A 25,541-nucleotide genomic window follows, 5' to 3' on the forward strand; every position below is an offset into this window, starting at 1 on the left:
AAGCACAAAAAAATGAAAAGCATGATGGAAAACATGGCAGGCCTCCAAAAATACGGGCCGGGAAGGCCCGGCCAGCAGTTTTTATATACGTTCAACACTTCTTGGGCAAGGAGCTTTTATGGCCGCGCAACACATTGAACCGCATCTTGTAATGGCAGACGAGCGCGGCAATATTTATGACGATCCCGATCTGCTCATGGTCTGTCGGCGTGGCGCGCAGTGGGGGCTGCCGCGTCCGGATGAGCTGATTCCCCTGCCGGAAGAAAGTGAATTCTTTCTGCTGCCAGGCCGTCAGGCCGTGGGCCTTGATCCCGAAACCGGGCGCATCGCCCCCCCTGAGGGAGAGGCCCAGCTTGCAGTAGCGGCCTTTGCTGCACCCGGCTACACGCTTTCGGCCCATCCCGCCTATGAAAGCGGCGAAAACGCGCCCATGTTGCCCTTGTTTGCCTATGGGGCCGTGGGGTTCGCCAGAGGGCGGTTCTATATCTGCGCTCGCAGGGTGGATACCGAACCACGGCAGATTTTCAGCAGTATTCCGCGTGGCCGCATTGAACAGGGAGCCCGCGCCCTGCTGCGCGATTACCCCAAGAACAGGCTTATCCGGCATATTATGGATAACTGCGTGGCGCGCTACGATTGCCCTGCGGCCCGCAACTTTGCTCTGGGCCGATATGAAGCTCCGTTGCCGTCGTCCCGCGCCTGCAATGCCAGCTGTATTGGCTGTATTTCCGCGCAGGAAAAGGATTCGCCCATTCAGTCAACGCCGCAATGCCGCCTTGCCTTTACGCCCAGCCCGGAAGAGCTGGCCGAGGTCATGCGCGTCCATTCCGGGCGCGAAACCCGCACGCCCATTTATTCCTTTGGGCAGGGCTGCGAGGGCGATCCGCTCATGAATCCAGATCTGTTGGTGGAGAGCGTGCGCCAGTTCCGCGTGGGCGAAGGCCCAGGCACGGTCAACTGCAATACCAACGCCTCCCGGCCCGAGGCTGTGATCCGCCTTGCCGAAGCCGGGCTGACCAGCTTGCGCGTGAGCCTGAACAGCGCCCGAAGCGGTCTTTATGATCGCTATTACAGGCCATCCGGCTATTCCTTTGACGATGTGCGCGCCTCCATCCGCGAGGCCCGCAGCCGTGGCATATGGGTTTCGTTGAACCTGCTGGTCTTCCCCGGCGTTACGGATACGGAAGAAGAGCTGGACGCTCTGGCGCATCTGGTGGGCGAAAACGGCGTGAGCATGATCCAGTGGCGCAACCTCAATATTGATCCCGAATGGTACTTCAAGCTCATGAGCGGCGGAGAAGGGCAGCAGAAACTGGAACTCTCGCCCAGCATGGGGCTGACATCGTTTATGAAGCGCCTCAAAAAGCTCTGTCCCTGGCTGCGTTACGGCTATTTTAACCCCTATCTGGGTGAAAAGGCCGAACTTGTCGCGCCCATGCCGGGAGAGTGGAGCATGCCCGCCCCGCGCGCCAGAGAAGCGGCAACGGCTACAGAAGATGACATTGATAATGCTGAGGTGGGTGGCGCTGACATGGATGTGGCAGAAGCGGAAGCTCCGCGCATCGAATAAAACCAGCCCTGACACTTGCATTTGTTTGAGCCCCGTGTAAAAGCGGGGTTTTTTTATGGAATCCTGCTGGTGGTAGAGGGTGTACATTGTTTGATCCGCTTGTAATCAAGCGCCCTATGGAAAGATCAAAACATGCTGGTTATACTATCATCCTGCTGCAATTATTCGATAAAAAATGATTGGACCTGTTGAAGAGCATGTTTTTTATATTCCTTTCTGTCTGCAACGATTGACTGAAAATCCCGTTCACAAAAAAATTCAGGGCGCACCGGAAGGCTGGAAAACAGCGCATTGTCAGTTTCGATTTTTTGATTTGACACATTGGAATGACCGGTCTAATTAATTGACAGGCGGATACCCCGTCTGTAGCGCGCATGCAGAGTAGATTCTGATGGTGTGCCTTGCGGCCCGATGTGGCAATTCCCGGCAATGGTCTATTATCTAACTTCCTGGGAAAATTATGATCAACAGAAATAATCCCCTGACACCGAAGCCCTATAGAGGCAAAGATACAAAAGCTTCAAATACCGCCAGCCATCAGAAGTTTAGTGCGGTAGATTTGAAACAAATGTGTCGTGAGTGCGGTGCTGATGACGTTGGCATAGTTGAAATTGATCGAGTGGCATTGGCCTCGGAAAAACAGGGGATTCTGAATCTTTTTCCCTGGACGAAGTCCCTGGTCAGCTTTGTGGGGCGGATAAATCGCGAGAACCTGAGAAGCCCCGCACGTTCCATCGCAAGCCTTGAGCTGCACCAGGTCGAGGAGGGGCTGAACTCTACGGCACAAAAGTTTGTAGCGATGCTTGAACGTGCCGGCATCCGTGCTGCCAATCCTGCGGTTGGTTTCCCTATGGAAACAGACAACTGGGGCAGTGGGAAAATACAGGTGCTTTCACACAAGTTAATGGCTGTTGAGGCAGGCCTTGGTAAAATGGGCCTGCACCGTAATGTGATTCATCCTGTATTTGGCAGCTTTGTATTGTTAAATACGGTGCTTATTGATGCTGAAGTAGAAGAATATGATTCGCCTCTGGACTATAATCCCTGTATTGATTGCAAGCTTTGCGCCGCAGCTTGCCCTACAGGTGCAATCCGTCCTGATGGATTTTTTAACCCCGTAAACTGTCTCACGCATACCTACAGAGAATTGATTGGCGGCTTCAGCGATTGGGTTGAAAATGTGGCTGCCAGCAAAAGTTCCCGCGATTATCGCGCCAAGATCAGCGATGCCGAAACTGTATCAATGTGGCAAAGCCTCGCGTACGGACCCTGCTACAAATCTGTATATTGCATGGCGGTCTGCCCAGCCGGGGATGAGGTGATCTCACAGTTCGCGAATGACAGGAAGGCGTTCATTGCGAATGTGGTCAAGCCGCTCCAGCAAAGAGAGGAAACAGTCTACGTTTTGCCTGGGTCAGATGCAGAAAGTCATGTTATGCGGGCCTTTCCCCATAAAAAAATCAAGCGTGTGGGAAACGGCGTGCGGCCAAAAACTGTGGCAAATTTCATTTCTTCCATGTCATTTGCTTTTCAGCGAGATCAGTCAGCGGGCCTCAACGCAACCTACCATTTTACATTCAGCGGGAATGAACAGTGCGAGGCAACCGTGGTTATCAAAGATAAGTCGCTGGTTGTTGAAAAAGGGCATACTGGAATCGCCGACATCTGCATCTCTGCCGACACCGGGGCGTGGCTGCGTGTTCTTCACAAGGAAACATCCATGGTCAAGGAAATCCTCTTAAGGCGGATCCGGGTCAAGGGGCCGCTGCAATTGTTGAAAGCGTTTGGAAAGTGTTTTGCATAGTTTTACAGGTAGCGGATGTGCATCAAGTTGCAGTGGAAAGTTCTGCGTGATGATTCCTCCGCTCTGGAACTGGAAAATTATTGATTAGCTAGTTTGAATAGTCTAATGGTTGAGCCATGAAGCGCATACATAACAAGGAAGATATTGTCCAAATCGGGCTTGAAAAGATATTGAGCAATGGCTTCAACGCCACAGGCGTTGAAGCCATTCTGAAACTTGCAAAAAGCCCAAAAGGCTCATTCTACAACTTTTTTTCAAGCAAAGAAGCATTTTGCCTGGAAGTCATAGATAAGTATCTGGAAGGTGTGGCAAGTGATTTTCAGGTCATTTTTACAGATACGTCCATTGCACCGCTTGAAAGAGTAAGAAAAAGCTTTGAAGCAAGAATAGCATTGTTTGAAAGTTATCACTGCACCAAGGGATGTTTATTGGGTAATTTAGGCTTGGAATTGTCAGATATGCACGAGCGTGTCCGCGAGCGTCTTGTGAATGGCCTTCAAGGATGGGAAAAGAGTTTGTCTGAATTGCTCAGCGAAGCGCAAAAAGATAATGCCCTGTTGGCAGGATTGGACGTCGACGTGCTTGCAGAAAATTTGATCGCATCATTTCAGGGGGCGCTACTTTGCGCAAAAATTAAAAAATCTGTTTTGCCATTGAATAATTTTATCAATTTATATTTCAATACATTCCTCAGGGCAGACTAGAGCAACTTGCCGTGGTGTGCGATGACGTCAGTTAAATCTGGCAGCCCCGATAGTGCAATGAGCCGATGACAGATTTTTTTCGGTTTTTGCAATACCATTCCTATACCATCCCTTAGTCTTCTTGGCTGCCGCAGCTATCAGCCAGATTCTGCGACTCTTCACATGCTTGTGCCGTACCTTCTGTTTTCGTTTTTATTTAACCGAAACATGATCGGCAGAAGTGCTTGTTCTCCCCCGCCAATACCCGGCAGGACATACCTTGGATTCGCTGCACTCAGCCGTATATGAAAATGAGCCGGAACTTTTTTCGATTTGTGACGAGCGTCACAGCTATTTTGTTGTCCAGATGCTGAGGTGATGTTGCGCAGGGTGTGATTCCCGCACAATCTGCCCGAAAATCAGCGGGCACAGACGGCAGGGATGCAGCAAAAAAAGTCTTGGTGATTCTTTCCCTTGACAGGCGAATCGAACATCCCTATCCATTTAGAAAATGAATTTCATTTTTAAATAAGACGCAACGAAGGAGAATTTCATGAGTAAGGTACTGATTGTTTTTGGTTCCAGCACTGGCAATACGGAGAGCATCGCCCAGAAGCTTGAGGAACTGATTGCTGCTGGCGGGCATGAAGTCACGCTGCTCAACGCGGCGGACGCCTCGGCAGAGAATCTGGCTGACGGCTACGATGCCGTTCTGTTTGGCTGCTCGGCCTGGGGCATGGAAGATCTGGAAATGCAGGACGACTTTTTGTCCCTGTTTGAGGAATTTGACCGCATCGGGCTGGCTGGCCGCAAGGTTGCCGCCTTTGCATCCGGCGATCAGGAATACGAACATTTTTGCGGCGCGGTGCCTGCCATTGAAGAGCGCGCCAAGGAACTGGGCGCGACCATTATTGCAGACGGGCTCAAGATGGAAGGCGATGCTTCCAACGACCCCGAAGCCGTGGCCTCGTTCGCCGAGGATGTGCTCAAGCAACTGTAAAAGTTTGCTGCGCACGGCGTTAAGCCTTTCGGCTGCGTCATATGGGTCCGCTGTGTTTCAGGTCAGTGTCATGTCTGTCCTGAAGCCAGCGGGCTTTTTCTTTGCGTTCATCGCGCAGCTTTTCCCCGTGTCCTACGCTCTGGTTGAACCGGTGCGCAGACAAGGCATTGCGCCTCTTGCCAAACCCTTACGTCGAGTGCAGAATTATTGTTCGCAAGAGCGAAACGTAACGGACAAGCGAGGAGTTCATGGCAATTCTGGTTTGCGGCGGTGCCGGGTATATAGGTTCCCACAATGTGCGCGCCCTTTTGGAACGTGGCGAAACACCCGTTGTGCTCGACAATTTTCTTACGGGGCATCGTGGTTCCGTTCCGCAGGATGTGCGTCTTTATTCCGGCGACATGCGTGATCCGGCATTGCTTGATGCCGTATTTTCAGAACAGCCCATTGAGGCCGTGCTGCACTTTGCCGCCTGCTCCCTGGTGGGCGAGAGCATGGAGCAGCCGCTCAAATATTTTCAGAACAACATACATGGCATGATGGTGCTGCTTGAAGCCATGGCGCGCCACGGGGTGGACAAGATCGTGTTCTCGTCCACGGCTTCGGTCTATGGCGAACCTGATGTCGTTCCCATTCCCGAACACGCGCCTCTGCGGCCCACCAATCCCTATGGCGAAAGCAAGCTCGCCATGGAGCGCATGATGCACTGGGTTGGCAGGGCGCACGGCATACGTTCTGTTATCTTGCGTTATTTCAACGTTGCCGGCGCATGGCCTCAGGGCCTTATTGGCGAGGATCACAGGCCGGAAAGCCACCTTATCCCCATCATCCTTCAGGTGCCGCTGGGCAAAAGACCCCATGTCACCATTTTTGGCGATGATTATCCCACGCCGGACGGCACCTGCATTCGCGACTATCTGGATGTGATGGAACTGGCCGATGCGCACCTGCGCGCCGTGGACTACCTGCGTGGCGGCGGCGGCAGCGAAGTGTGCAACCTGGGCAACGGCACGGGATTTTCTGTGCGGCAGATGGTGGAAGCCGCGCGCCGTGTGACCGGGCGCGACATTGCCGTCAGCATTGGCGCTCGCCGCCCCGGCGATCCGGCGCGGCTGGTTGCCTCCGCCCAGCGCGCCGCCGAGGTGCTGGGCTGGACAGCCCGCGCTGATATAGACAGCATCATCGCCTCGGCCTGGAGCTGGCATTCGCGCAATCCCGAGGGCTTTGCCGAATAAGATGTCTGCTTGAGCTGCAATTCTTTTGCGCCTGTCCGCTCTGTGGATGGGCGCTTTTTTGTACGGTGTGCCAAAAGGGCAGACCGTGCCCCCCTCGACATGATCGCCCTTGTGCTTATGTAAAACGTATGCGCTGCCTGCGCCGGGAGGAACCCATGCCCAGATTAGGACGAACGAGTTGTCTCCTTTTTTGCACATTCATGCTGTTGGCTCTGCTGCCTGGTCTGCCGTTGGCGGTCTTTGGAGCTTCGCCCCCAGCTTCGGAGGTTTCGATGCAAAACACGTATCCCATGCCGCCGCTTTCAGGCCTGGAGGCGGATGTGCTGTTGCGCAAGGCCACAGAGCCGCCCTATACGGGCAAATATGTGAACAATCATGAGGCTGGCACCTATATCTGCCGCCAGTGCGGCATGCCCCTCTACCATTCCGACGACAAGTTCGAGTCCGGCTGCGGCTGGCCCAGCTTTGACACGGCAGTGCCCGAAGCGGTGCGCCGTGTGCCCGATGCCGATGGCCGCAGGGTTGAGATTATCTGCGCCAACTGCGGTGGGCATCTGGGACATGTTTTTGAGGGTGAAGGATTCACCGAAAAGAACACGCGGCATTGCGTCAATTCGCTGTCCATGAGCTTTGCCCCTGCGGGCAGCGATGCGGAAAAAGCGGCTCTGGCGCGGCTGGCTGCCAAGAAGGAAACCTCCGCTGCCGGGGGCGCTCCTCTGGGGGCTACCGGGGCTTCAGGGCAGAATGCAGCCTCTGGAGGATGCACGGCTACAGCCATTGTGGCTGGCGGCTGCTTCTGGGGGGTGGAAGACGCTTTTCAGAAAATACCGGGCGTGTGCGAGGCGATTTCGGGTTACACGGGCGGTCATACGGCCAATCCTACTTACGAGGATGTGTGCAGGGGAGATACTGGTCATGCGGAGGCCGTGCTGGTGCGCTATGACCCCTCGCGCGTGAGTTACGAGCAGATTTTGCGCCGTTTTTTTGAAATTCACGATCCCACCCAGCTCAACAGGCAGGGGCCGGACTGGGGCGAGCAGTATCGTTCAGCGGTCTTTTATCAGGGCGCGGAGCAAAAGGCTGTGGCAGAAAAGCTGGTGGCCCGCCTGCGCGAGCTTGGCTACAAGGTGGTTACGCAGGTTGCGCCAGCCGGGCCTTTTTATGAGGCCGAGGCTTATCATCAGGATTTTGCCCGTCGCACAGGGCGGGGCGTGTGCCACATGTCTGTGCCGCGCTTTTCGCAACGGGTGGATGGAACCCCGGTTAAATAAAAGGTTTGGCTGAGCGTAGCAGCCCGCTATTTTCACCCGCTGCACGCAGACAGGCCCGTTTCAGGTGGCGGAGCGTTTGCTCTCCCTGAAACGGGCCTGAATTTTTTTGAATCTTTGCAGCTACCGCAGAATCTGGGCAGTGGAAGCGCAGGGCAGGCCAAAGGCTTCGGCCACGCCAGCAAAGGTGCACTGCCCATCAACCGTGTTGAGGCCGCGTTCAAGGGCGATATTCTCGCGGCAGGCATTTTTCCAGCCTTTGTCCGCCAGCTCCACGGCAAAGGGCAAAGTAGCGTTGGTCAAGGCATAGGTTGACGTGACCGGCACGGCCCCAGGAATGTTGGCAACGGCATAGTGGATGACGCCGTGTTTTTCATAGGTGGGTTCGTGGTGGGTTGTGGGCCTGCCCGCCGTGGTTTCAAACGAACCACCCTGGTCAATGGCCACGTCCACCACCACGCTGCCGGGGCGCATGGTTTTGATCATTGTTTCTGTCACCAGTTTCGGGGCCATGGCGCCGGGAATAAGCACGGAGCCGATAACGAGGTCGGACTCCTGAACAGCCCCGGCGATATTGTATTCGTTGGAAGCAAGGGTCTGGACGCGGGAAGAGAAAATGTCGCCCAGATAGCGCAGGCGGTTCAGGTTGTTGTCCAGAATGGTGACTTCCGCGCCAAGGCCCATGGCCATTTTGGCGGCTTCCGTACCCACGGTGCCGCCGCCCACAATGGCAACCCTGGCGCGTTGCACGCCAGCCACGCCGCCCAGCAGCATGCCAGCGCCGCCAGCCTGTTTGGTCAGAATGTAAGAACCCATCTGCACGGCCATACGGCCCGCCACTTCAGACATGGGGGCCAGCAGCGGGAGGCTGCGGTCCTTGGGCTGCACGGTTTCATAAGCAAGCCCCACCACCCCGGAATTGAGCAGGGCATCGGTGAGTTCCTTGTCCGCCGCAAGGTGCAGGTAGGTAAAGAGCAGCAGGCCGGGGCGAAAATATTTGTATTCGCTGGGCAGCGGCTCCTTGACCTTCATGATCATTTCAGCCTTGGCCCATACTTCGCCCACTGGCAACATGCTCGCGCCAGCCTTGGCAAATTCGTCATCGCCGATGCGGCTGCCAAGCCCTGCGCCGCTTTCTACCAGAACCTTGTGCCCGTGGTCAGTGAGCGCTTTGACCCCGGCGGGCGTGATGCCCACGCGGTATTCATCGGCCTTGATCTCCTTGGTGACGCCAATAATCATGGATAGTCCTCGCAAGCTTATGGTTGTGGCGAAACCGGCAATGCCGGTCACGCTGGGGGCATGCTTCTTCCATGGTCTGGGGCGCAGGGGGGATGACGCCTTGCGGGCGGCCTGATCCGCCCGATATGAAACCGTATATTTTTTCCCGTTTATCAGCAATAAAATTGCGATGTTTTGCGGCGTCTTGTTACAGACAATCGCACAGGGTGCGTTCCCGCAATGATTTGAGCCGGATGCCGCCGTTGAGGATTTCGCCCCGCAGTTCGCGCAGGCGGCGATCCATATCCGGGGGAAGATTCTTGCCAGCCGCAGCCTTGAAAGGCTCCATGGGTGTAGTGTCCACACCGCCGTTTTGCAGGTCGCGCACCATGATTTCCTTGCCTGCAAAGTGGCCGGAGGCCGCAGCGGCTATGATGTCATACGCGGCCTTGTTGGGGTGCTTGAGAATGGATGTGAGCACATGGCCGGGCAGCAGGTTATCCTTGTCGGTGTTCAGGCCCACGGCATATGCGTTGCGCGCCTTAACCTCCTGCAAGGCCGGGCCGTTGCCCATGCCGCTTGCCAGAACCAGGATGTCCGCACCCTGATCAAGCAGATTTTTCGCTGCGGCGCGGCCAGCCTCCGCATTGGCGAATGAACCTATAACCACGTTGACGACACGCACTTCCGGGTCAATCACGCGCGCGCCCTCGGTGAATCCTCCCAGCAGGGAGCGCATGGCGGGGCAGTCCTCGCCCGTTATCCAGCCAATAATCTTGCGCCCGCTTATGCCTGGCATGCCGTTCTGGCGCGCAAGCATGGCCGCAGCCGCCCCGGCAAGATAGGCCGCCTGTTCGTCGGCAAAAGTTACGGACATTATGTTGGGCGCGCGGATGCCGGCATCAATGCAGCCAAACATGGTGCGGCGAAAGTTGGCGGCGTTGTTGCGCAGCACTTCGTGCAGGCCGTTGGAGGCCACCAGCACCAGATCATTGTTGCCCGCAGCCGTGCGGAACATTTCCTGAAGCGCAGCCTCGTCATACCCTGGCTGGGCGGTAATCACAGAGGCCTTTATGCCCAGCTCGCGCTCGGCCTGCCTCAGCCCGTCCACAAGGCTGTCGTTCCAGTCGTTGTCGCCCGTGGGTGTTTCCAGCAGAAGGGCCACACGCAGGGGGCCTTGAGGCTTTTCGGCGTCAGCGCAATGGGCGGGCAGGGGAGAGCCAAGGGAAAGGAAGAACAGAAATATCAGAACCAGGGACGCGGGGCGGAGTGGGAACATGGATTTTCCTTGGAGTGGATGTGCGGGCAGCGGGAGCTGTTTTTTTAGGTTTTGGGCAGGCAGGCTGAGCCTTTTTTCGCCATGCGCAATATATCTCTGTGTCTTTTGCGGTGCAAGAACATCTGCTGGCAGGGACTGCGCAAATAAATACAAATTTTTTTTATGTGTTTAATTTTTTAATAAGGCTGAATGGCGTCAATTATATCCATCCAGTTTAATTTGACTTATTCAGATGCTGTCAGCAAAATTTATAGTTTGATTAATCAAACAAGTGCGTGTACACATCTTGACTTGCAAATGTGAAATAAATAACGTGTCGCTTGTGAACAAAGTAACATGAAGCGCAGGATTGTTATTGCGATAATTCTGCTGAAATTATTGAAAATTATTGCAAGGAAGGTTCCCATGTCTGTTGATGCACAGCCCCGCTGGTTTGATGCCCAGGCCATTGGCACAGCTCTGGAAAGGGAAACAGCACCTGACGCCGCAGAGCTTCGGGATATCCTCAACAAGTCGCTTGAACTACAGCCGCTCTCTATGGCGGAAACGGTCGCCCTCATGCGTGTGCAGGACGGCGTGGGCGTTGGCCGCATTATGGCAGCCGCCGATGAAGTAAAGCAAAAGGTTTACGGCGACCGCATCGTGCTTTCTGCACCCCTGCACATCTCCAACCACTGCGGCAGCGAATGCCTGTACTGCGCCAACCGCAAAAGCAACAAGGCCGTTGAGCGCAAGTACATGACCTCGCCTGAAATGCGCGAGGCAGCCCTCAAGCTCATCCGGCAGGGCCACAAGCGTATTTTTCTTGTCAGCGGGCAGTTGCCCAATGCCGATATTGAATATCTGGCCGAGGCCATCAGCATCCTGTACACAGCCTTTGACGGCGTGGGCGAGGTGCACAGCGTCAACGTGAACGTGGGCGCTCTTGAATCACGCGAATATACCGCCCTGCTTGAATCGTATGTGGGTACAGTGCTGATCTATCAGGACACCTACCACGAAGCCAGCTATCGCGCAGCCCACATCTCTGGCCCCAAGAGTGATTACTACGCCCGGCTGAACGCCGCCGATGTGGCCTTTCAGGCGGGTGTGCCCGATGTGGGCGGCGGCTTGATGCTGGGTCTTGGCCCCTGGCAGTATGATTTGCTGGGCATTGTGCAGCATCAGGCGCATTTGCTGCGGGCCTATGACACAGGTTGCCGCACCCTGAGCTTGCACCGCATGCGTTGCGCCCCCGGCAGCAACATGCAAACGCCCCATCCCGTTAGCGATGCCGACTACCTGCGTTGCGTGGCCATTGCCCGGCTGGCGGTTCCTTACGCTGGCATCATTCTGACCACCAAGGAGCCTGCGGGCCTGTGGCGCGATGGCTGTAGCGCGGGCGCTTCGCAGCTGCTCACAGGCAGCGTTGCCAACCCCTACGGCAACTGGATCGACAATCCCGAGCACAAGGTTCCCTTCCCCATTGGCGAAGATTGCCATGTGGATGAAGTGGTGCGTTTTCTGCTGGAAGAAGCCCGCCATCTGCCGTCTTTTTGCGCGGCCTGCCCCCGGCTGGGGCGCACGGGCGAAGAATTCCTTTCCATGGTGCGCGAGTGCGGCATGAAGAATCAGTGCGGCCCTAACTCTGCGGCATCGTTCCTGGAATTTCTGCTGCACTACGCCACGCCTTACACCCGCATGATTGGCGAACAACTGCTGGCCGAAAAAATGGATAAAATGACCACTGGCGAGCATGGCGCGGCCAAAAGGTTGCTGACCAAGGTGCGCGCTGGACGCATTGACGAATTCATCTAACAGACCGCTTGCAGATAAAACCCTCAACGGCAAGCGTATTCTGTTGTTAACGCAAAAAGGCGGGCTTCATGCCCGCCTTTTTGCGTGTTGACGCTGTCAACACAATCGGAAAACAGGAGCCGGTTGCGGCTTTGCCGCACCGATGAGCGACTGGTTTCCGTGTATTCCGCCCGGCAGCTTTGCTGACGCTGGCGGCGCAAATGCCGCAAAGCGGCGTTTGTCATCAGTCTCTGTCGGGCTTCATGCCCGCCTTTTTGCGTGTTGACAGTACTAGGCCGTGCCAGCAGTCAGCCCAGGCTCGACCAGTCCCGCGGCCTAGGTAAAGAAAAACCAGGTCAGCAGGGCGAACAGCGGCACAAGAATGCAAATCGACCACAAAATGTAGCCGAAAAATCCGGGCATACGCACGCCCTGATCTTCCGCAATGGCCCGCACCATAAAGTTGGGCGCGTTGCCTATGTAGCTGCATGCGCCCATAAAGACCGCGCCAGCGGAAATGGCCGCCAGCGTTTCGGGCATATGGTGCATGAGCGTTTGCGCATCACCGCCAGCAGTATTGAAAAAGACCATATAGGTCGGCGCGTTATCCAGAAAGCTGGAAAGAATGCCCGTCAGCCAGAAGTACATGGCATTGACCGGCTGGCCATCGCGCGAAACCAGTTCCACCAGCGGGGCCAGCGCGCCGGAGGTTCCCGCCTTGAGAATGGCCATGGCCGGAATCATGCTGACAAAAATACCAAAGAACAGTTGGGCCACTTCTTCAATGGGCCCCCACGTAAATCCGTTCAGTTCACGGCATCTGCGGCTGGTATAGCGCATGGAAAGCCAAGCCAGGCAGAGCAGGCCGGCATCGCGCAGCACATTTTGCGCTTCCAATGGCACTCCGCCCACCGTGGCGATGGTTCCCAGCGGGAAAAGGCCGGAAAGCAGCACGGCAGTCACCACGCCCAGCAGGAACAGCAGGTTGATCTTGCCGTCAAGTCCAAGTTTTTCCTGGCTGGGCATTACCTGCCCCGGCTTTGCGGGCGCGGCGTCAGCAGGGCTGCTCGGCGGCACGGGGCGTCCTTCCTTGTTATAGAGCACCATGTCCAGAACAAAATAGATTGCCAGCAGGGCTGTAGAGAGGCTCAGGGTCTTCAAAAACAGGTGCGAGGTAGTCCAGAAAAAGTCCACGCCCTTCAAAAAACCCAGAAACAGCGGCGGGTCGCCCAGCGGCGAGAGGGAACCGCCGATGTTTGCCACCAGAAAAATGAAAAATACCACAGAATGCACGCGGTACTTGCGGTGCGCATTGGCCCGCAGCAACGGGCGCACAAGCAGCATGGCGGCTCCTGTTGTGCCCATCCAGCTTGCCAGCACGGTTCCTATGGCAAGAATCCCCAGATTCACTGGCGGCGTGCCTGTGAGCGAACCTGTAAGGCGTACCCCGCCCGCAACCGTGTACAGCGAAAAAAGAAGTACAAGGAAAGGCACGTAATCCAGCAGGATGATGTGGCAGAATTCATAGAAGGTCACGCCGGGGCCATAGACAGCCAGGCATGGGACAAGAAAGGTGAGCGCCCAGAAAATGGAAATCTTGCCCCGGTGATGTTCCCAGAAAATATGGGCGGTCAGCGGCAGTACGGCTATGGAAAGCAGCATGCCCGCAAAAGGGATGATCCACCATGCGGAGAGGGTGCCGGGAACTGTAAGATGGTCGGCGGCGGCAAGAGCCGTGTAGGGAGTAAGCAGCAGTGCGCTCAGAGCATATGCAGAGAGGCGGAGTAGATTCATGTTGCTCCTGAAAAAAGTGAATGGATTGCAGGTCGATAAGAAAAATCGACCAAGACGAGTGTGCTGAATATACCCTAATTGGCATTGTCCGTCCATCCCGGCAGATCGGCGCACTTGCCTGAAAGGCCGTTTTCTGCCACACAAGGGCAGCAATCAATTACATGTGTAAGGAATCAGCCATGCCCAAAGAACCTACGGCACGGCGCAAGGCCCGCTTTCTGGAAGTGCTGAGTCACCGCCAGCCGGACCTTACGCTGGTGCTTGCCAACATCCACGACCCGCACAACGTTTCAGCCATTTACCGCTCGTGCGATGCCTTTGGCGTCAGCCGTGTGCACCTGTATTACACTAACACGGCTTTTCCCGTGCTGGGGCGCAAGACTTCTGCTTCTGCCCGCAAGTGGGTGGAAAGCGTGCGCCATAAAACCAGCGAAGACATGCTTGCCGACCTTCGCGGTCAAGGCATGCAGGTGCTTGCCACTTCGTTTACAGAAAAGGCCCGCCCCATGCGTGACTGGGATTTTACCCGTCCCACGGCGGTGATCATGGGCAACGAGCACAGCGGCGTTGAACCGGAACTACTGGCCGCAGCTGATGGCGAGCTGTACATACCCATGTACGGCATGATCCAGAGCTTCAACGTGTCTGTGGCTTCGGCCATTATTCTTGCAGAAGCAGCCCGCCAGCGCGAGGCCGCAGGCATGTACGCCACTCCGCGCTTTGATGAGGCAACTCTTGCAACCCGTCTTGGGGAGTGGCTGGAAAAATAGCGATAGCCCGAACTGGCCGATATCCGGCCACGAAAGCCCGGGCCGCCCGCGCGGCGTATGCGGGCGATACTTCGGGCTTCCGCAGCATGTAACTATTCGCCAAGAATAGTCATGAACAATCCCGCGCTGATCTGCCAGGCCTATGCCTTTGCCACCGTTGTACTGTGGTCAACCGCCTATGTGTACACCAAGGTTGCGCTGGCGTTTTTTACGCCGGGGCCGCTGGGCCTTGTGCGCTGCGCGGTGGCATCGTTGGCCTTTGTTGGCATTCTGCTGGCAAGGGGCAGGGCGCGCGGAGGATTTTTTGTTCCTTCTGCCCGGCATCTGCCCCTGTTCGCAGCGGCGGGGTTGAGCGGCTTCACGCTGTATCTGCTGGCCTTCAATGAGGGTTCCATCACCCTCAACCCCACCACCAACTGCATTGTCATTTCTACGGCTCCCATTCTGACGGCGGCGCTGGCGCGGCTGTTCTTTAGCGAGCGTTTGCCCGTGCTGCGCTGGCTTGCGCTTGCGCTGGCATTTGGCGGCGTGGTGGTGATGAACGGCGGCGGGCAGGGATTTATGCTGGCTCCCGGCATGGGCTGGGTGCTGGTGGCCGCAGTGCTCATAAGCCTGTATAATATTACGCAGCGCACCTTGTCGCGCCACTATGGCTCCATGGAAATCGCGGCCTGGAGTTTTTTTGCGGGTACGCTGTTTTTGCTCTACTGCCTGCCGCAAACCGTGGCCCAGGTACAGGCTGCGCCAGCCAGCGCGTTGTGGCTTGCGCTTTTTCTGGGGATTTTTCCCAGCGCGGCTGCCTATCTGCTCTGGACAAGAGCCCTTGCTCTGGCTCCGCGTACAAGCCTTGTGACCAACTACATGTTCCTGACGCCCTTTTTGTCCATGCTGCTTGATTTTGCGGTGACGGGCGGCCTGCCGGAGGTCTCTACCTTCGCGGGCGGGGCGATCATTATGGGGGCTTTGTTGTTGTTCAGCCTTGCGGGCAAGCGGGGCTAAACGGTTCTTTTGCTTTCTGGCTGTGTCAGAGAACAAAATAACCATGTAGCGGTTGCCCAACGCCGAATTTTCACACAACTACAAGGCCCGTTTCCGCTGGAGATTTCCGGCGGAAACGGGCCTTTCCCTTGCGGGAACTCAACCCTGATTTCTATGCTGGGCTGCTAATCAATATGCGGCTGCACCAGCTTTTCAAAACTTTTGCCATTCCACTGAAAGCTTACGTCATTGTCTACCGGAACATGGGCCATGCCCGTACTGGTCCAGAACATGGGCTGCGCCTTGAGGCCGCCAAGGCCAAGGCAGATCATGACCGTAGCCTGAACATCGGGCGGCATTTTGCGCCCAGGGGCAAAAAAGACGCTTATGTCCGGCTCTTGCGGGGTGTCCACGGGCACGGCGCGGCCAGAGGCGTCAACCCTCCACAATTCAAGGGTGCACACCGCGCCGCCCAAGGTGCCGAATGCGGCGAGCACAGAGCCGTCCGCAGCATTGCGGAACAGGCGCAGGGCAACGGCGGTATCCCTGAACGGCATGGAGGCGAACACCAGAACGTCCTCCGTTTCTCCGGCGATCTCCCAGAATTCCGAATGCCCGGCAGAAAGCAGTTTCTGCTTTTCCTGCGGGCTCAGACCTTCAGGAGTGTTTTCAAAAATACTTTCGGGCAGCAGTGCAAAGATACTGCGGGCAGTGACTTCGCTTTCGGCGGCCTGCGCAGAATCCGACAGTGCGGCAAGCAACAGAACAATCAGTAAACAGTGTATATGACGCGGCATACATCCTCCCGCAGACAGATGGTTGCAGAAACAGACGTGCTGTAAAAATTTTTATACCGCTTTCAGCAAGGCTTGTCCATGCACACAGGCAAAGGATTGCGCGATACGGGGTGGTTGGGGGCTTAGGGTGCATTTTGCAGCGGCGGGGGCGCGCAAAAATACACAGGCTCTGCCCTTGCCAATGCCCCTTGGGCCGCTTACATATGCTTTCATGAACACAAGCAAGCCCTGCATCCACATCGAAAAGGCCCGCCAGCACAATCTCAAAAATATCAGCCTGGACATCCCCCGCGATGAGCTGGTGGTGATTTGCGGCCCGTCAGGTTCCGGAAAATCGACCCTCGCCTTCGACATCGTGTACGCCGAAGGCCAGCGCCGCTATGTGGAATCGCTGTCTGCCTACGCCCGCCAGTTTTTGCCCCAGATGGACAAGCCGGATGTGGAAAAAATCGAGGGGCTTTCGCCCGCCATATCGCTTGAACAGCAGAGCGTTTCGCGCAATCCGCGTTCAACCGTGGGAACGGTCACGGAAATTTACGACTTTCTGCGCGTGTTTTTTGCCCGGCTTGGGCGCATGTATTGCCCCCAGTGCGGGCGGCCCATCGAGGCCCGCGCGGCGGATGAAATCATTGGCGATATCATGGCTCTGCCGCAAGGCACCAAGTTCATGGTCATGGCTCCGCTGGTGGAACTTCAGAAAGGCACGCATCAGGACAAGTTCAAAAAGCTCAAGGCTGAGGGCTTTGCCCGCGTGCGCGTCAACGGCGAATTTTATACGCTGGACGATGTGCCCACGCTGGACAAGAACAAGAAGCACTCCATTGATCTGGTGGTTGACCGCCTGGTGAACAAGGAGGGCATTCGGGGACGTCTGGCGGATTCGGTTGAGCTGGCCCTGCGCTATGGCGAGGGCCGCCTTGTGCTGCACGAGCCGGACAAGGCCGCCGCAGGGCAGGAGGCAGACACCGTACATTCCACCACCTCGGTATGCGCGCACTGCCGTATTTCGTTGCCCGCGCCCAGCCCGCAGCTGTTTTCGTTCAACGGGCCGCAGGGCGCCTGCCCGCGTTGCGTGGGCCTCGGCGGGGTGGATTATTTTGAGCCGCGCCTTATTGCGCCCAACATGGGGCTCTCGCTGAATACTGGCGCACTGCTGCCCTGGGCCACGGACAAAATGTTCAGCCGCTATGAGGACGCGCTCAAGGCTCTGGGCAAGCGCTTCAAGTTTCAGCTCTCCACGCCGTTGGAGCAGTTTAGCGAAGACGCGCTTTCCGCCCTTTTTTACGGCGAGGACGAACAGGGCCGTCCCGCGCGCGCCTCGTTGGGCCTGCGCCGCAACTGGATGGGCGGCAGCGTGGCCCTTGGTGCTGGCGGCGATTATCAGAGCGAGCATTTTTCTGATGCCCTGCGCACGCAGGGCCAGGTGGGCGTGAGCGAAAAACGCTGGCCCGGCGTTATTCCTCTGCTTGAAAGCGGCATGCAGTACGGCGATGCCTGGCGCGAGGCCCTGTCTCGTTATCGGCAGACCATGGACTGCCCCGACTGCCACGGAGCGCGGTTGAACACCAACGCGCTCTCCGTGCGGGTGGACGATCTGAATATCGCGCAGTTCTGCAACCTTTCGGTTGAGCGCGCGCTGGAATGGCTGGAAAAACGCGAATTTACGGGGCGGCATGTTGTCATTGCCGAACCGCTCATGAAGGAACTGACCCACCGCCTGTCGTTCATGCGCAGCGTGGGGCTTGAGTACCTTTCGCTGGGGCGTTCCATGTCCACGCTTTCGGGCGGCGAGGCCCAGCGCATCCGTCTGGCATCGCAGCTCGGTTCGGGCCTTGTGGGCGTTACCTACGTGCTGGACGAGCCTTCCATCGGCCTGCATCCGCGTGACAACGAGCGGCTGCTGGGAACCCTGCGGTCGCTTCAGGCGCGCGGCAATACCGTGCTTGTGGTGGAGCATGACGAGGCCACCATCTGCGCGGCGGATACGGTCATTGAGCTTGGCCCCGGCTCCGGCTCGCGGGGCGGCGAAATCATGTTTCAGGGGCGGGTGGACGACCTGCTTGGCAAGGCGGATACCCTCACGGCCCGTTACCTGCGCGGCGATGACGTGATCGCCCTGCCGGACGAGCGGCGCGAAGGGCAGGGGGCGCTGGTCATGCACGGCATCACCACCAACAACCTGCGCAATATTGATTGCCGCATCCCTCTGGGCGTGCTGACCTGCGTGACCGGGGTTTCCGGTTCCGGCAAGAGTTCGCTGGTGGTGGACACGCTCTACAAGCATGTGGCCCTGAATCTTGGCCTGCGCGTGGATCAGCCCGGCACCATCGGCGGGCTGGAATACGAGAAAGGCTCCGCGCCTGTGGAGCGCATTGTGGCCATTGACCAGACGCCCATTGGCCGCACGCCGCGTTCCAACCCCGCAACCTACACCAAGATTTTTGACGAGATTCGCAATATTTTTGCCATGACTCAGGACGCCCGCAAACGCGGCTACAAGCCGGGGCGTTTCAGCTTTAACGTGCGCGGGGGCCGTTGCGAGGCCTGCGGCGGCGACGGGCAGATTCGTGTTGAAATGCACTTTTTGCCCGATGTGTATGTGACCTGCGACGTGTGCAAGGGCAAACGCTATAACCACGAAACCCTTGAAGTGCGCTACAAGGGGCTGAACATCGCCGAGGTGCTCGACCTTACCGTGCATCAGGCCCGCCAGCTTTTTGAGAGCTATCCCTCGCTTGAACGCCGCCTTGCCGTGCTGGAAGAGGTGGGGCTGGAATACCTGCGGCTGGGGCAGCCCGCCACGACGCTCTCAGGCGGCGAAGCCCAGCGCATCAAGATTTCGCGCGAGCTTGGCAAGCGATCCCTGCCGGGAACCATGTATATTCTTGACGAGCCGACCACGGGCCTGCACATGCACGAGGTGGGCAAGCTCATCAAGGTGCTGCATGCGTTGGTGGATCGGGGGGCCAGTGTGGTGGTTATCGAGCACAATACGGACATGATTCTGGCATCCGACCATGTGCTGGATATGGGCCCCGGCGGCGGCGAAAACGGCGGGCAGATAGTCTCTGCCGGAACGCCCGAGGCCATCGTTGCCGACCCAAATTCCGTCACCGGGCGCTTCCTCATGCAGGAGCGGCTGGACAGGCTCAAGCGGCGTAAATAGGTAGACTTGCCTTGCGACACATACAAAAAACCCGGAGAAATCCGGGTTTTTGCATATGTTGTCAGCGGGTGCGGGGAGTAGATAAAGGGGGATGCTTGGCATGTAAAAGCCCCGGCACAGGGTACAGGCCGGGGCCGGGGCTGAGCCGGTTCGCACTCTGCCAACATGACGAACCGGAGGAGGGGGCATGCGGGGTCGGAAGCCTTGGCTTTGCTCTCTACTTTTTGGGGTCAAATTTCAGTCGTTTGCTTTCAAGGCGCTGCGCCTCGGCATCGTTGGGAGTGCAGCCGCATGAGCTTTTTTTGCCATCTCCGCATCCACCATCGCAACAGCCGCATTTGCCCTTGCTGACCGCCGTATAAACCCTGCGACCAAAGTAATATGCAGCCGCAATTATGCACAATATGACGATAATCAGTTGAATATCCATGTCTTCACCTCTTGTTTCCTCCAAAGTTCCTTGCGGCGCAGGGAGGATGTGCAAGTAGTCTGCCCTTGTGGAAAATGAATGTCAACTTCATTTAAATGGGCATAAAAAAATATTTGTCTTGTACGGAAAGCTTACCCCCATTCACAAGGGAATAAAAAAGGGCTGCCCAAGGGCAGCCCCAAAAAATCGCTAAAGCTCAACCGTGGGCTTTAGTCGTCCTTGGCGGCTTTGTCCCGGCAATCCTTGCAGATGCCGTACAGGTTGTGCACATGACCGCGCAGCTTGAAGCCGTATTTTTCGGCCATTTCGCGCTGGAGTTTTTCAATGCGCGGATCGCAGATTTCCACAATCTTGCCGCAGTCAAGGCAGACAAGGTGGTCGTGATGGCTGTCCGGCTTGGCAATTTCGTAGCGGGTGATGCCGTCGCTGAAGTGGATTTCCATGGCAAGGCCCGCATCGCAAAGCAGCTTGAGCGTGCGGTATACGGTGGTCTGACCGATGCCGGAATCGCGCTTGATCACGTGCTGATAAAATTCTTCAAGCGAGTGGTGCCCGGGCAATTCAAAAAAAGCCTCGGCTATGATGCGGCGCTGGGATGTGGTGTTCAGGCCTTTGCGGCTCATGAAATCCAGAAATTCCGAAAGACCGGCATTATTTTGTTGCGTTGTCATATATATGCCCACCCCCGAATAACAAGTGTGCGTTTGTTAAAACTGTCGATGCGGCCAAGGCTTGCAGTCGCCAGCATGTAGGGTACCTTTTGGCCTAAAAAATGGCAAAAAGCAATGCAGCGGCTAAAAGGCGGTAGCGCACTGTTTTACTGCCCTGCAAGCTATGGTAGGGTTGTGGCGCGTGGAGAGCAAGGGCATGTGCGAAAAAAAGAGATTTTTCCGCCGTAATTTCTTGACAGAGTAAATAGGATTGAATACTGTTTTCAAAACGAAGTTGCAGCAACCTCTGCCGGAGCGTCATGCTTCGCCATAAGGATACAATCATGGGAAATCTCATCAATAAAGCGGTTGAACCTTTCAACGTGAAAGCCTTTCATGGTGGCGAGCTGAAAACGGTTACCGAAGCAGATATCAAGGGCCACTGGTCCATCTTCTTTTTCTATCCCGCTGACTTTACCTTTGTGTGCCCCACGGAGCTGGAAGACCTGGCCGACAATTACGAGCAGTTCAAAAAGCTCAATTGCGAAGTCTATTCCGTCTCTACCGACAGCGCCTTTGTGCACAAAGCCTGGGCCGATGCATCGCCCAGCATTGCCAAGATTCGCTATCCCATGCTGGCAGACTGCGCCGGAACGCTCTCCAACGCGTTCGGCGTCATGATTGAAGGCGCAGGGCAGGCATTGCGCGGCAGTTTTCTGGTAAATCCCGATGGCGTCATCAAGGCCTATGAAATTCACGATACGCCCATTGGCCGCAATGTTGAAGAACTGCTGCGCAAGTTGGAAGCCGCGCAGTTTGTGGCCGAGCATGGCGATCAGGTTTGCCCTGCCCGCTGGAAGCCCGGCAGCGCCACTCTTAAGCCCGGCCTTGATCTTGTAGGCAAGATCTAGGCAGATATTTTCACACGCAAGCACACGCCTTTCCCTTCCTCTTCCTCCAATGCCCTCCTCAGGCAACCCCGCTGAAAGAGGCCAGCACGCAAGTGTTGGCCTCTTTTGACGTGCGGGCTTTGCTGCGCTGGCGTGGAGGAAGGAAAGGCAGGGGGAGATTTTTTGCGCGCGGGGTGGGTGAGCCTGTCGAGCGTATTTACGCAAACCCGTCTTTTTTGGCCTGACAAGGAAAAATGCGTAATTTGCAAATTCACTCAACACCAGCCATCGCCTTCGCTTCGCTCCGGCGAGTTTAAGGAAGGCTACACCACGACCAGCTCTTGATGCCGGGCCGGGGTGAAAGGCAGAAAAGGCAATAAAAGCAGAAAGGCAAAAAGCGAAAAGGCAAACACAGAAAAAAGGGTTTTGCCGGGTGGGGTGAGCCTGTCAGGCTGATTTGCGCAAACCCGACTTTTACGCCCTGAATGCGTCAGCGCCGGGATTTTGATGCTCACGTACTTGAGTACGCTGCGCTCAAAATCCCGGCGTTTCCTTTTCAGGCCGCAAAAAGCGTATTTTGCAAATTCGCCCAACACCAGCCATCGCCTCCGCATCCGCTCCGGCGAGTTTAAGGAAGGTGACTCCACGACCATCTCCTGATGGTGAATATATTTTTTGACTCGCAAACTTCCCGTCTGGCCATGGCTGAACGGAAATTGCCATTAGTAACTTGTCGATGTGGTGCAGATAGTTGTTTGTTACCAGAATTTGTTAGCGAGTGGGGATGTCAGAATATTCAGAGCTACTGAGAAGAACGCAAATACAATCCAGAAACTAGCAATTATACTGGGGGTATTGGGCTGAAACGGACTTACATTCAAATCGAAAGCGTCCTCTGGCATTAACGCGGCGCGGAGGGAGATCACCTGAGCGAGCGGCGCGAGTGAGGGAAGCTCCCGCAGCAGATGCCGCGTTGCCCTCGCCACGCTAAAGAATTTGAAAGCCCTCTTAGGGGGTGCTTCGGGGGGGGATGCAAGGGGGGCCGAGAAGGGGGCGCAGCCCCATAACCGGCCCCACCTTGCCGCGCGCCGCGCAGGCGTCCCAAGCTTCGCCGGAGGGCGGAATTTAGCGCCCGCAGGGCAGCAACTACTCACAACTCAATGCCACGCAGCAAAAACGCGCGCCGCGCAGGCGTCAAAAAAGAGGCCAGCACTCACACGCTGACCTCTTTCAATTGCAACGCAATAGGCGTTGGCAATGGCGATCTGTCTTAAGCCATGGGCTTGAGAGAATTGTTATAGATGCGCGCCACGCGTTCACGTGTGCCTTCCACTGGGGCAACGGAAATCAGCAGACCCAAAGAGGGCGTCTGTTCCACCAGGTCGCAGAACTTGTCCACGTCAGCGGCGGTTACGCCGAGGTCTTCAAGCTTTTGCGGCACGCCCACGCTGGCAAGCCACTGTTCCACAGCCTTGGCGGCCTGCGGGGCTTCTTCCGGCAGCCCCTTGAGGCCGGGTGCCAGGGGCGCGAGAATGTGCGCCAGCACATCGGGCCTGGCGGGGTAGCATTCCAGAATCACTGCGGGCAGCAGAACGGCAAGGCCAAGGCCGTGCGACAGGTCGGGGCTGACGGCGCTCAGGGGGTGCTCCAGCGCATGCGTGAAGTGCAGCAGGCCGTTATCAAAAGCCACGCCCGCCTGCATGGCGGCGTAGCACAGCTGGTAGCGGGCCTTTAGGTCGCCGGGGTCGGCGAGGGAGGTGGGCAGCCACTGGTGCACAAGCCGGATGGTCTCTGCCGCGAGCGAAATGGCAAAGGGGTTGGTGACAGTGGTGGTGGCGGCTTCTACCACATGATTGACGGCGTCAATGGACACATAACGCGTCTGGTCGGGCGAAAGCCCGGTCATGAGCGCGGGATCGTCAATGGCAAAGCGGGGATAAATGCAATCGTAAGCAATGGCGGGCTTGTAGTTCAGCTTGGTCACAGTGGCCACGGCAAAGCGGTTCACTTCGCTGCCGGTGCCGTGGGTGAGGTTGATGGCAATGATGGGCAGGGCCACTTGCGGCGTGAAGCGGTAGCAGTACAGATCATCGCCAGTCTTGCCGGGATTTGCCAGCAGGATGGCGGCGCTCTTGCCGCAGTCGATGGGGCTGCCGCCGCCAATGGCCAGCACCGCGCCCGCTTTGACCGACCGGCCCAGGGCTGCGGCCTCGTCCACGCTGTCGGTGGTGGGGTTGGGGGTAACGCGGTTGTAGAGCGCCAGCGTAACGCCGTGCTTTTGAGCTGCGGCTTCAACCTTGTCCCACGCGCCGGTGATTTTGTATGAGCGCCCGCCGCAAACACAGAGTATGGACGTGATGCCCTCGCTCTTAAGCTGGGCGAGGATATCGTCTATTTTATCAATGGCTCCAACGCCCAGATAGGTTGTTGTCTTGACCCGAATTTCCCGCACATTTTTGTAATCGGCAGCTTGATCCCACATATGATCCTCCAGAGTGCTATGGCACGTATCCGCCGCGAGGGCGGGTTGATTGAAATTTTGTTATTTTTTTCACATACGATGTTTATAAAAACTTTCAGGCAGATAGTAAAGCTCTTTGAGTACACAAACATTTTTTCACGCAAATTTGATAAGCGGGAGAAGCAGTCGGCGGCATGCAGAACGGGCGTTGCGCAATGTGCCGAGGGCTTTGCAGGGAGGGGGAGTTTCAGTGTGTGGAGCCGCCAGCAAGGTTCCCGGCATGTCGCCACGTGCAGCACACTGAGGCAAAAAAAGGAGGCTCCCGTAAGGGAGCCTCCTTCAGTAACTCAGGGAACCTGCTCGGCAATGATTTTTTGAAAATCCTTGCCGCGAAATGCTGGCAGACAGGCTTTTGCCCGTCATAAGCGAGCATTTAGGGTCTTAATTGCTTAATGCCCGCGCAGCATCTTGACGGAGCAGAACTTGCCGCACATGGCGCAGACTTCTTCTGTCTTGTGGTCTTCGCGGCGTTTTTCGAGCATCTGCGGGTCAAGGGCGGCCTTGGACATGGCTTCCCAGTCCAGAGCCTTGCGGGCGGCGTTCATGGCTGCCTCGCGGGCAACGGCGGCGGGGCGGCCAAGGGCCACTTCGCCCACATGGGCGGCTACGCGTGAGGCCATGACGCCAGCGCGCACGTCCGCCTCGTCAGGCAGGGTGAGGTGTTCGGCCGGGGTGAGGTAGCACAGAAAGTCCACGCCAGCCTCAACGCCCATGGCGCCGCCGATGGCTCCGGCAATGTGGTCATAGCCGGGGGCGCTGTCGCAGCACAGGGGGCCGAGCACGTACAGGGGGGCATTGTTGGTCAGGCGCTTGATGCCCTGAATCTGGGTGCGCACCTGATTGAGCGGCACGTGACCGGGGCCTTCGATCATGCATTGCACGCCGCGCTCAAGGGCGTATTTGGCAAGCTGCCCCAGGTTGATGACTTCTTCCCACTGGGCGGCATCGCCCGCGTCCACGCCAGCGCCGGGGCGCAGGCCGTCGCCCAGCGAAAGGGTGACGTTGTAGGGGCGGCAGATGTCCAGCAGACGGTCGTAGTATTCCAGCAGCGGATTTTCGCGGTTGTTCTCAAGCATCCAGCGGGCGAGCATGGAGCCGCCGCGCGAAACAATGCCCAGCACGCGGTTGTTCTTGACGGCCATCTCTGCGCCGCGCTTGGAAAGGCCGCAGTGCACGGTGATGAAATCCACACCCTGCTCGGCCTGCTTGGCGATTTCGGCAAACAGGGCATCGGGCTGCATGGTGGCGATATCCAGCTCCGCATCCAGAATCTGCTGGCCCACGGCATAGAGCGGCACGGTGCCAAGCGGCAGGGGGCAGGCCTTGAGCATGCCAAGGCGCAGGGCGTCAAGGTCGCCCGCGATGGAAAGATCCATCACGGTGTCGGCTCCGGCATCGAGAGCAGCCTTGATTTTGCGTTCTTCCGTAGCGGGGCAGTTGCACAAGGGAGACGTGCCGATGTTGGCGTTCACCTTGATGCGCGAGGGCTGGCCCACAAGAATGGGCTTGAGGTTGGGATGCGCGGGGTTGCCCAGCAGCACCATTGTGCCCGCCTCGATGGCTTCAACAATGGATTCGGGGGCGAGTTGTTCTTCCTCGGCCAGATTGGTGAGGTGTTTGTCCAGCAGGCCGCTCAGAGCGGAATTCTGCGAACGAAAAGATGCAGACATGGTTGTGCCTCGCGGGTTGCGACGCAGGGCGCAAAAAAA

The 25,541-nt window shown here is 57.0% G+C and carries 20 protein-coding genes; 11 read left to right on the forward strand and 9 right to left on the reverse strand.

Annotation, left to right across the window (positions count from 1 at the left end):
- The first annotated feature begins 118 nt into the window (after positions 1-118).
- The 6 genes from VEZ52_RS01110 (at position 119) to VEZ52_RS01135 (ending at position 7,563) form a co-directional block, all read left to right on the forward strand.
- Positions 119-1,570: a radical SAM protein gene (locus VEZ52_RS01110; RefSeq protein WP_324835169.1), complete on the forward strand. Its 1,452-nt coding sequence runs from the start codon at positions 119-121 to the stop codon at positions 1,568-1,570.
- 460 nt (positions 1,571-2,030) lie between these two features.
- Positions 2,031-3,374, forward strand: coding sequence for an SCP2 sterol-binding domain-containing protein (locus VEZ52_RS01115; RefSeq protein WP_324835170.1), 1,344 nt, complete (start codon positions 2,031-2,033; stop codon positions 3,372-3,374).
- Positions 3,375-3,490: 116 nt separating this feature from the next.
- Entirely contained in the window at positions 3,491-4,078 is a 588-nt protein-coding gene (locus VEZ52_RS01120) for a TetR family transcriptional regulator C-terminal domain-containing protein (protein ID WP_324835171.1), read from the forward strand.
- A 532-nt stretch (positions 4,079-4,610) separates the two neighbouring features.
- Positions 4,611-5,057, forward strand: a complete 447-nt coding sequence (locus tag VEZ52_RS01125; RefSeq protein ID WP_324835172.1) for a flavodoxin — start codon at positions 4,611-4,613, stop codon at positions 5,055-5,057.
- A gap of 248 nt (positions 5,058-5,305) precedes the next feature.
- Entirely contained in the window at positions 5,306-6,292 is a 987-nt protein-coding gene (gene galE / locus VEZ52_RS01130) for a UDP-glucose 4-epimerase GalE (RefSeq protein ID WP_324835173.1), read from the forward strand.
- A 272-nt stretch (positions 6,293-6,564) separates the two neighbouring features.
- Entirely contained in the window at positions 6,565-7,563 is a 999-nt protein-coding gene (locus VEZ52_RS01135; RefSeq protein ID WP_324835174.1) for a bifunctional methionine sulfoxide reductase B/A protein, read from the forward strand.
- A 120-nt stretch (positions 7,564-7,683) separates the two neighbouring features.
- Here VEZ52_RS01135 and ald read toward each other — a convergent pair whose 3' ends face one another.
- The gene (gene ald / locus VEZ52_RS01140; protein ID WP_324835175.1) at positions 7,684-8,802 is read right to left on the reverse strand and encodes an alanine dehydrogenase; all 1,119 of its coding nucleotides are present in this window, start codon (positions 8,800-8,802) and stop codon (positions 7,684-7,686) included.
- Between the two features lie 187 nt (positions 8,803-8,989).
- Entirely contained in the window at positions 8,990-10,060 is a 1,071-nt protein-coding gene (locus tag VEZ52_RS01145; RefSeq protein WP_324835176.1) for a BMP family lipoprotein, read from the reverse strand.
- 405 nt (positions 10,061-10,465) lie between these two features.
- Between VEZ52_RS01145 and VEZ52_RS01150 the strand changes: the two genes are divergently transcribed.
- On the forward strand, positions 10,466-11,857 hold the full coding sequence (locus VEZ52_RS01150; protein ID WP_324835177.1) for a radical SAM protein: 1,392 nt from the start codon (positions 10,466-10,468) through the stop codon (positions 11,855-11,857).
- Positions 11,858-12,172: 315 nt separating this feature from the next.
- Here VEZ52_RS01150 and VEZ52_RS01155 read toward each other — a convergent pair whose 3' ends face one another.
- Positions 12,173-13,630: a sodium:proton antiporter gene (locus VEZ52_RS01155; RefSeq protein WP_324835178.1), complete on the reverse strand. Its 1,458-nt coding sequence runs from the start codon at positions 13,628-13,630 to the stop codon at positions 12,173-12,175.
- A 179-nt stretch (positions 13,631-13,809) separates the two neighbouring features.
- Between VEZ52_RS01155 and VEZ52_RS01160 the strand changes: the two genes are divergently transcribed.
- Together VEZ52_RS01160 and VEZ52_RS01165 are read left to right on the forward strand one after the other, a co-directional pair.
- Positions 13,810-14,400, forward strand: coding sequence for an RNA methyltransferase (locus tag VEZ52_RS01160; RefSeq protein WP_324835179.1), 591 nt, complete (start codon positions 13,810-13,812; stop codon positions 14,398-14,400).
- A 111-nt stretch (positions 14,401-14,511) separates the two neighbouring features.
- Positions 14,512-15,399, forward strand: a complete 888-nt coding sequence (locus VEZ52_RS01165; RefSeq protein ID WP_324835180.1) for a DMT family transporter — start codon at positions 14,512-14,514, stop codon at positions 15,397-15,399.
- Between the two features lie 164 nt (positions 15,400-15,563).
- On the opposite strand, the gene VEZ52_RS01170 is transcribed toward VEZ52_RS01165, so the two are convergent.
- Positions 15,564-16,175, reverse strand: coding sequence for a hypothetical protein (locus VEZ52_RS01170; protein WP_324835181.1), 612 nt, complete (start codon positions 16,173-16,175; stop codon positions 15,564-15,566).
- A gap of 211 nt (positions 16,176-16,386) precedes the next feature.
- On the opposite strand from VEZ52_RS01170, the gene uvrA reads away from it, so the two are divergent.
- A complete protein-coding gene (uvrA, locus tag VEZ52_RS01175) occupies positions 16,387-19,341 on the forward strand; it encodes an excinuclease ABC subunit UvrA (RefSeq protein WP_324835182.1) in 2,955 nt (984 codons plus the stop codon).
- A gap of 217 nt (positions 19,342-19,558) precedes the next feature.
- Here the strand turns inward: uvrA and VEZ52_RS01180 are convergent, their stop codons facing one another.
- From VEZ52_RS01180 to VEZ52_RS01190, 3 genes are all read right to left on the reverse strand, one after another.
- Positions 19,559-19,771, reverse strand: a complete 213-nt coding sequence (locus VEZ52_RS01180; protein ID WP_324835183.1) for a hypothetical protein — start codon at positions 19,769-19,771, stop codon at positions 19,559-19,561.
- Between the two features lie 209 nt (positions 19,772-19,980).
- Positions 19,981-20,442, reverse strand: coding sequence for a Fur family transcriptional regulator (locus VEZ52_RS01185; protein ID WP_022659501.1), 462 nt, complete (start codon positions 20,440-20,442; stop codon positions 19,981-19,983).
- Between the two features lie 94 nt (positions 20,443-20,536).
- Positions 20,537-20,767, reverse strand: a complete 231-nt coding sequence (locus tag VEZ52_RS01190; protein WP_324835184.1) for a hypothetical protein — start codon at positions 20,765-20,767, stop codon at positions 20,537-20,539.
- Between VEZ52_RS01190 and ahpC the strand changes: the two genes are divergently transcribed.
- Positions 20,766-21,332 carry an alkyl hydroperoxide reductase subunit C gene (gene ahpC, locus VEZ52_RS01195; protein ID WP_215648091.1) on the forward strand — a complete coding sequence of 189 codons (567 nt, stop codon included), beginning with the start codon at positions 20,766-20,768 and terminating at the stop codon, positions 21,330-21,332. The genes VEZ52_RS01190 and ahpC overlap by 2 nt on opposite strands.
- Positions 21,333-22,581: 1,249 nt before the next feature.
- Here the strand turns inward: ahpC and VEZ52_RS01200 are convergent.
- Both VEZ52_RS01200 and thiC read right to left on the reverse strand, forming a co-directional pair.
- Positions 22,582-23,793 (reverse strand): iron-containing alcohol dehydrogenase, encoded by a 1,212-nt coding sequence (locus VEZ52_RS01200; RefSeq protein WP_324835185.1) that lies wholly within the window; start codon positions 23,791-23,793, stop codon positions 22,582-22,584.
- Positions 23,794-24,221: 428 nt separating this feature from the next.
- Positions 24,222-25,502 (reverse strand): phosphomethylpyrimidine synthase ThiC, encoded by a 1,281-nt coding sequence (thiC, locus tag VEZ52_RS01205; RefSeq protein ID WP_192113305.1) that lies wholly within the window; start codon positions 25,500-25,502, stop codon positions 24,222-24,224.
- Between the last annotated feature and the right edge of the window lie 39 nt (positions 25,503-25,541).

Origin of the sequence: Desulfovibrio sp., from assembly GCF_035644575.1 — a bacterium.
In the GTDB taxonomy this organism is placed as follows: domain Bacteria; phylum Desulfobacterota; class Desulfovibrionia; order Desulfovibrionales; family Desulfovibrionaceae; genus Desulfovibrio.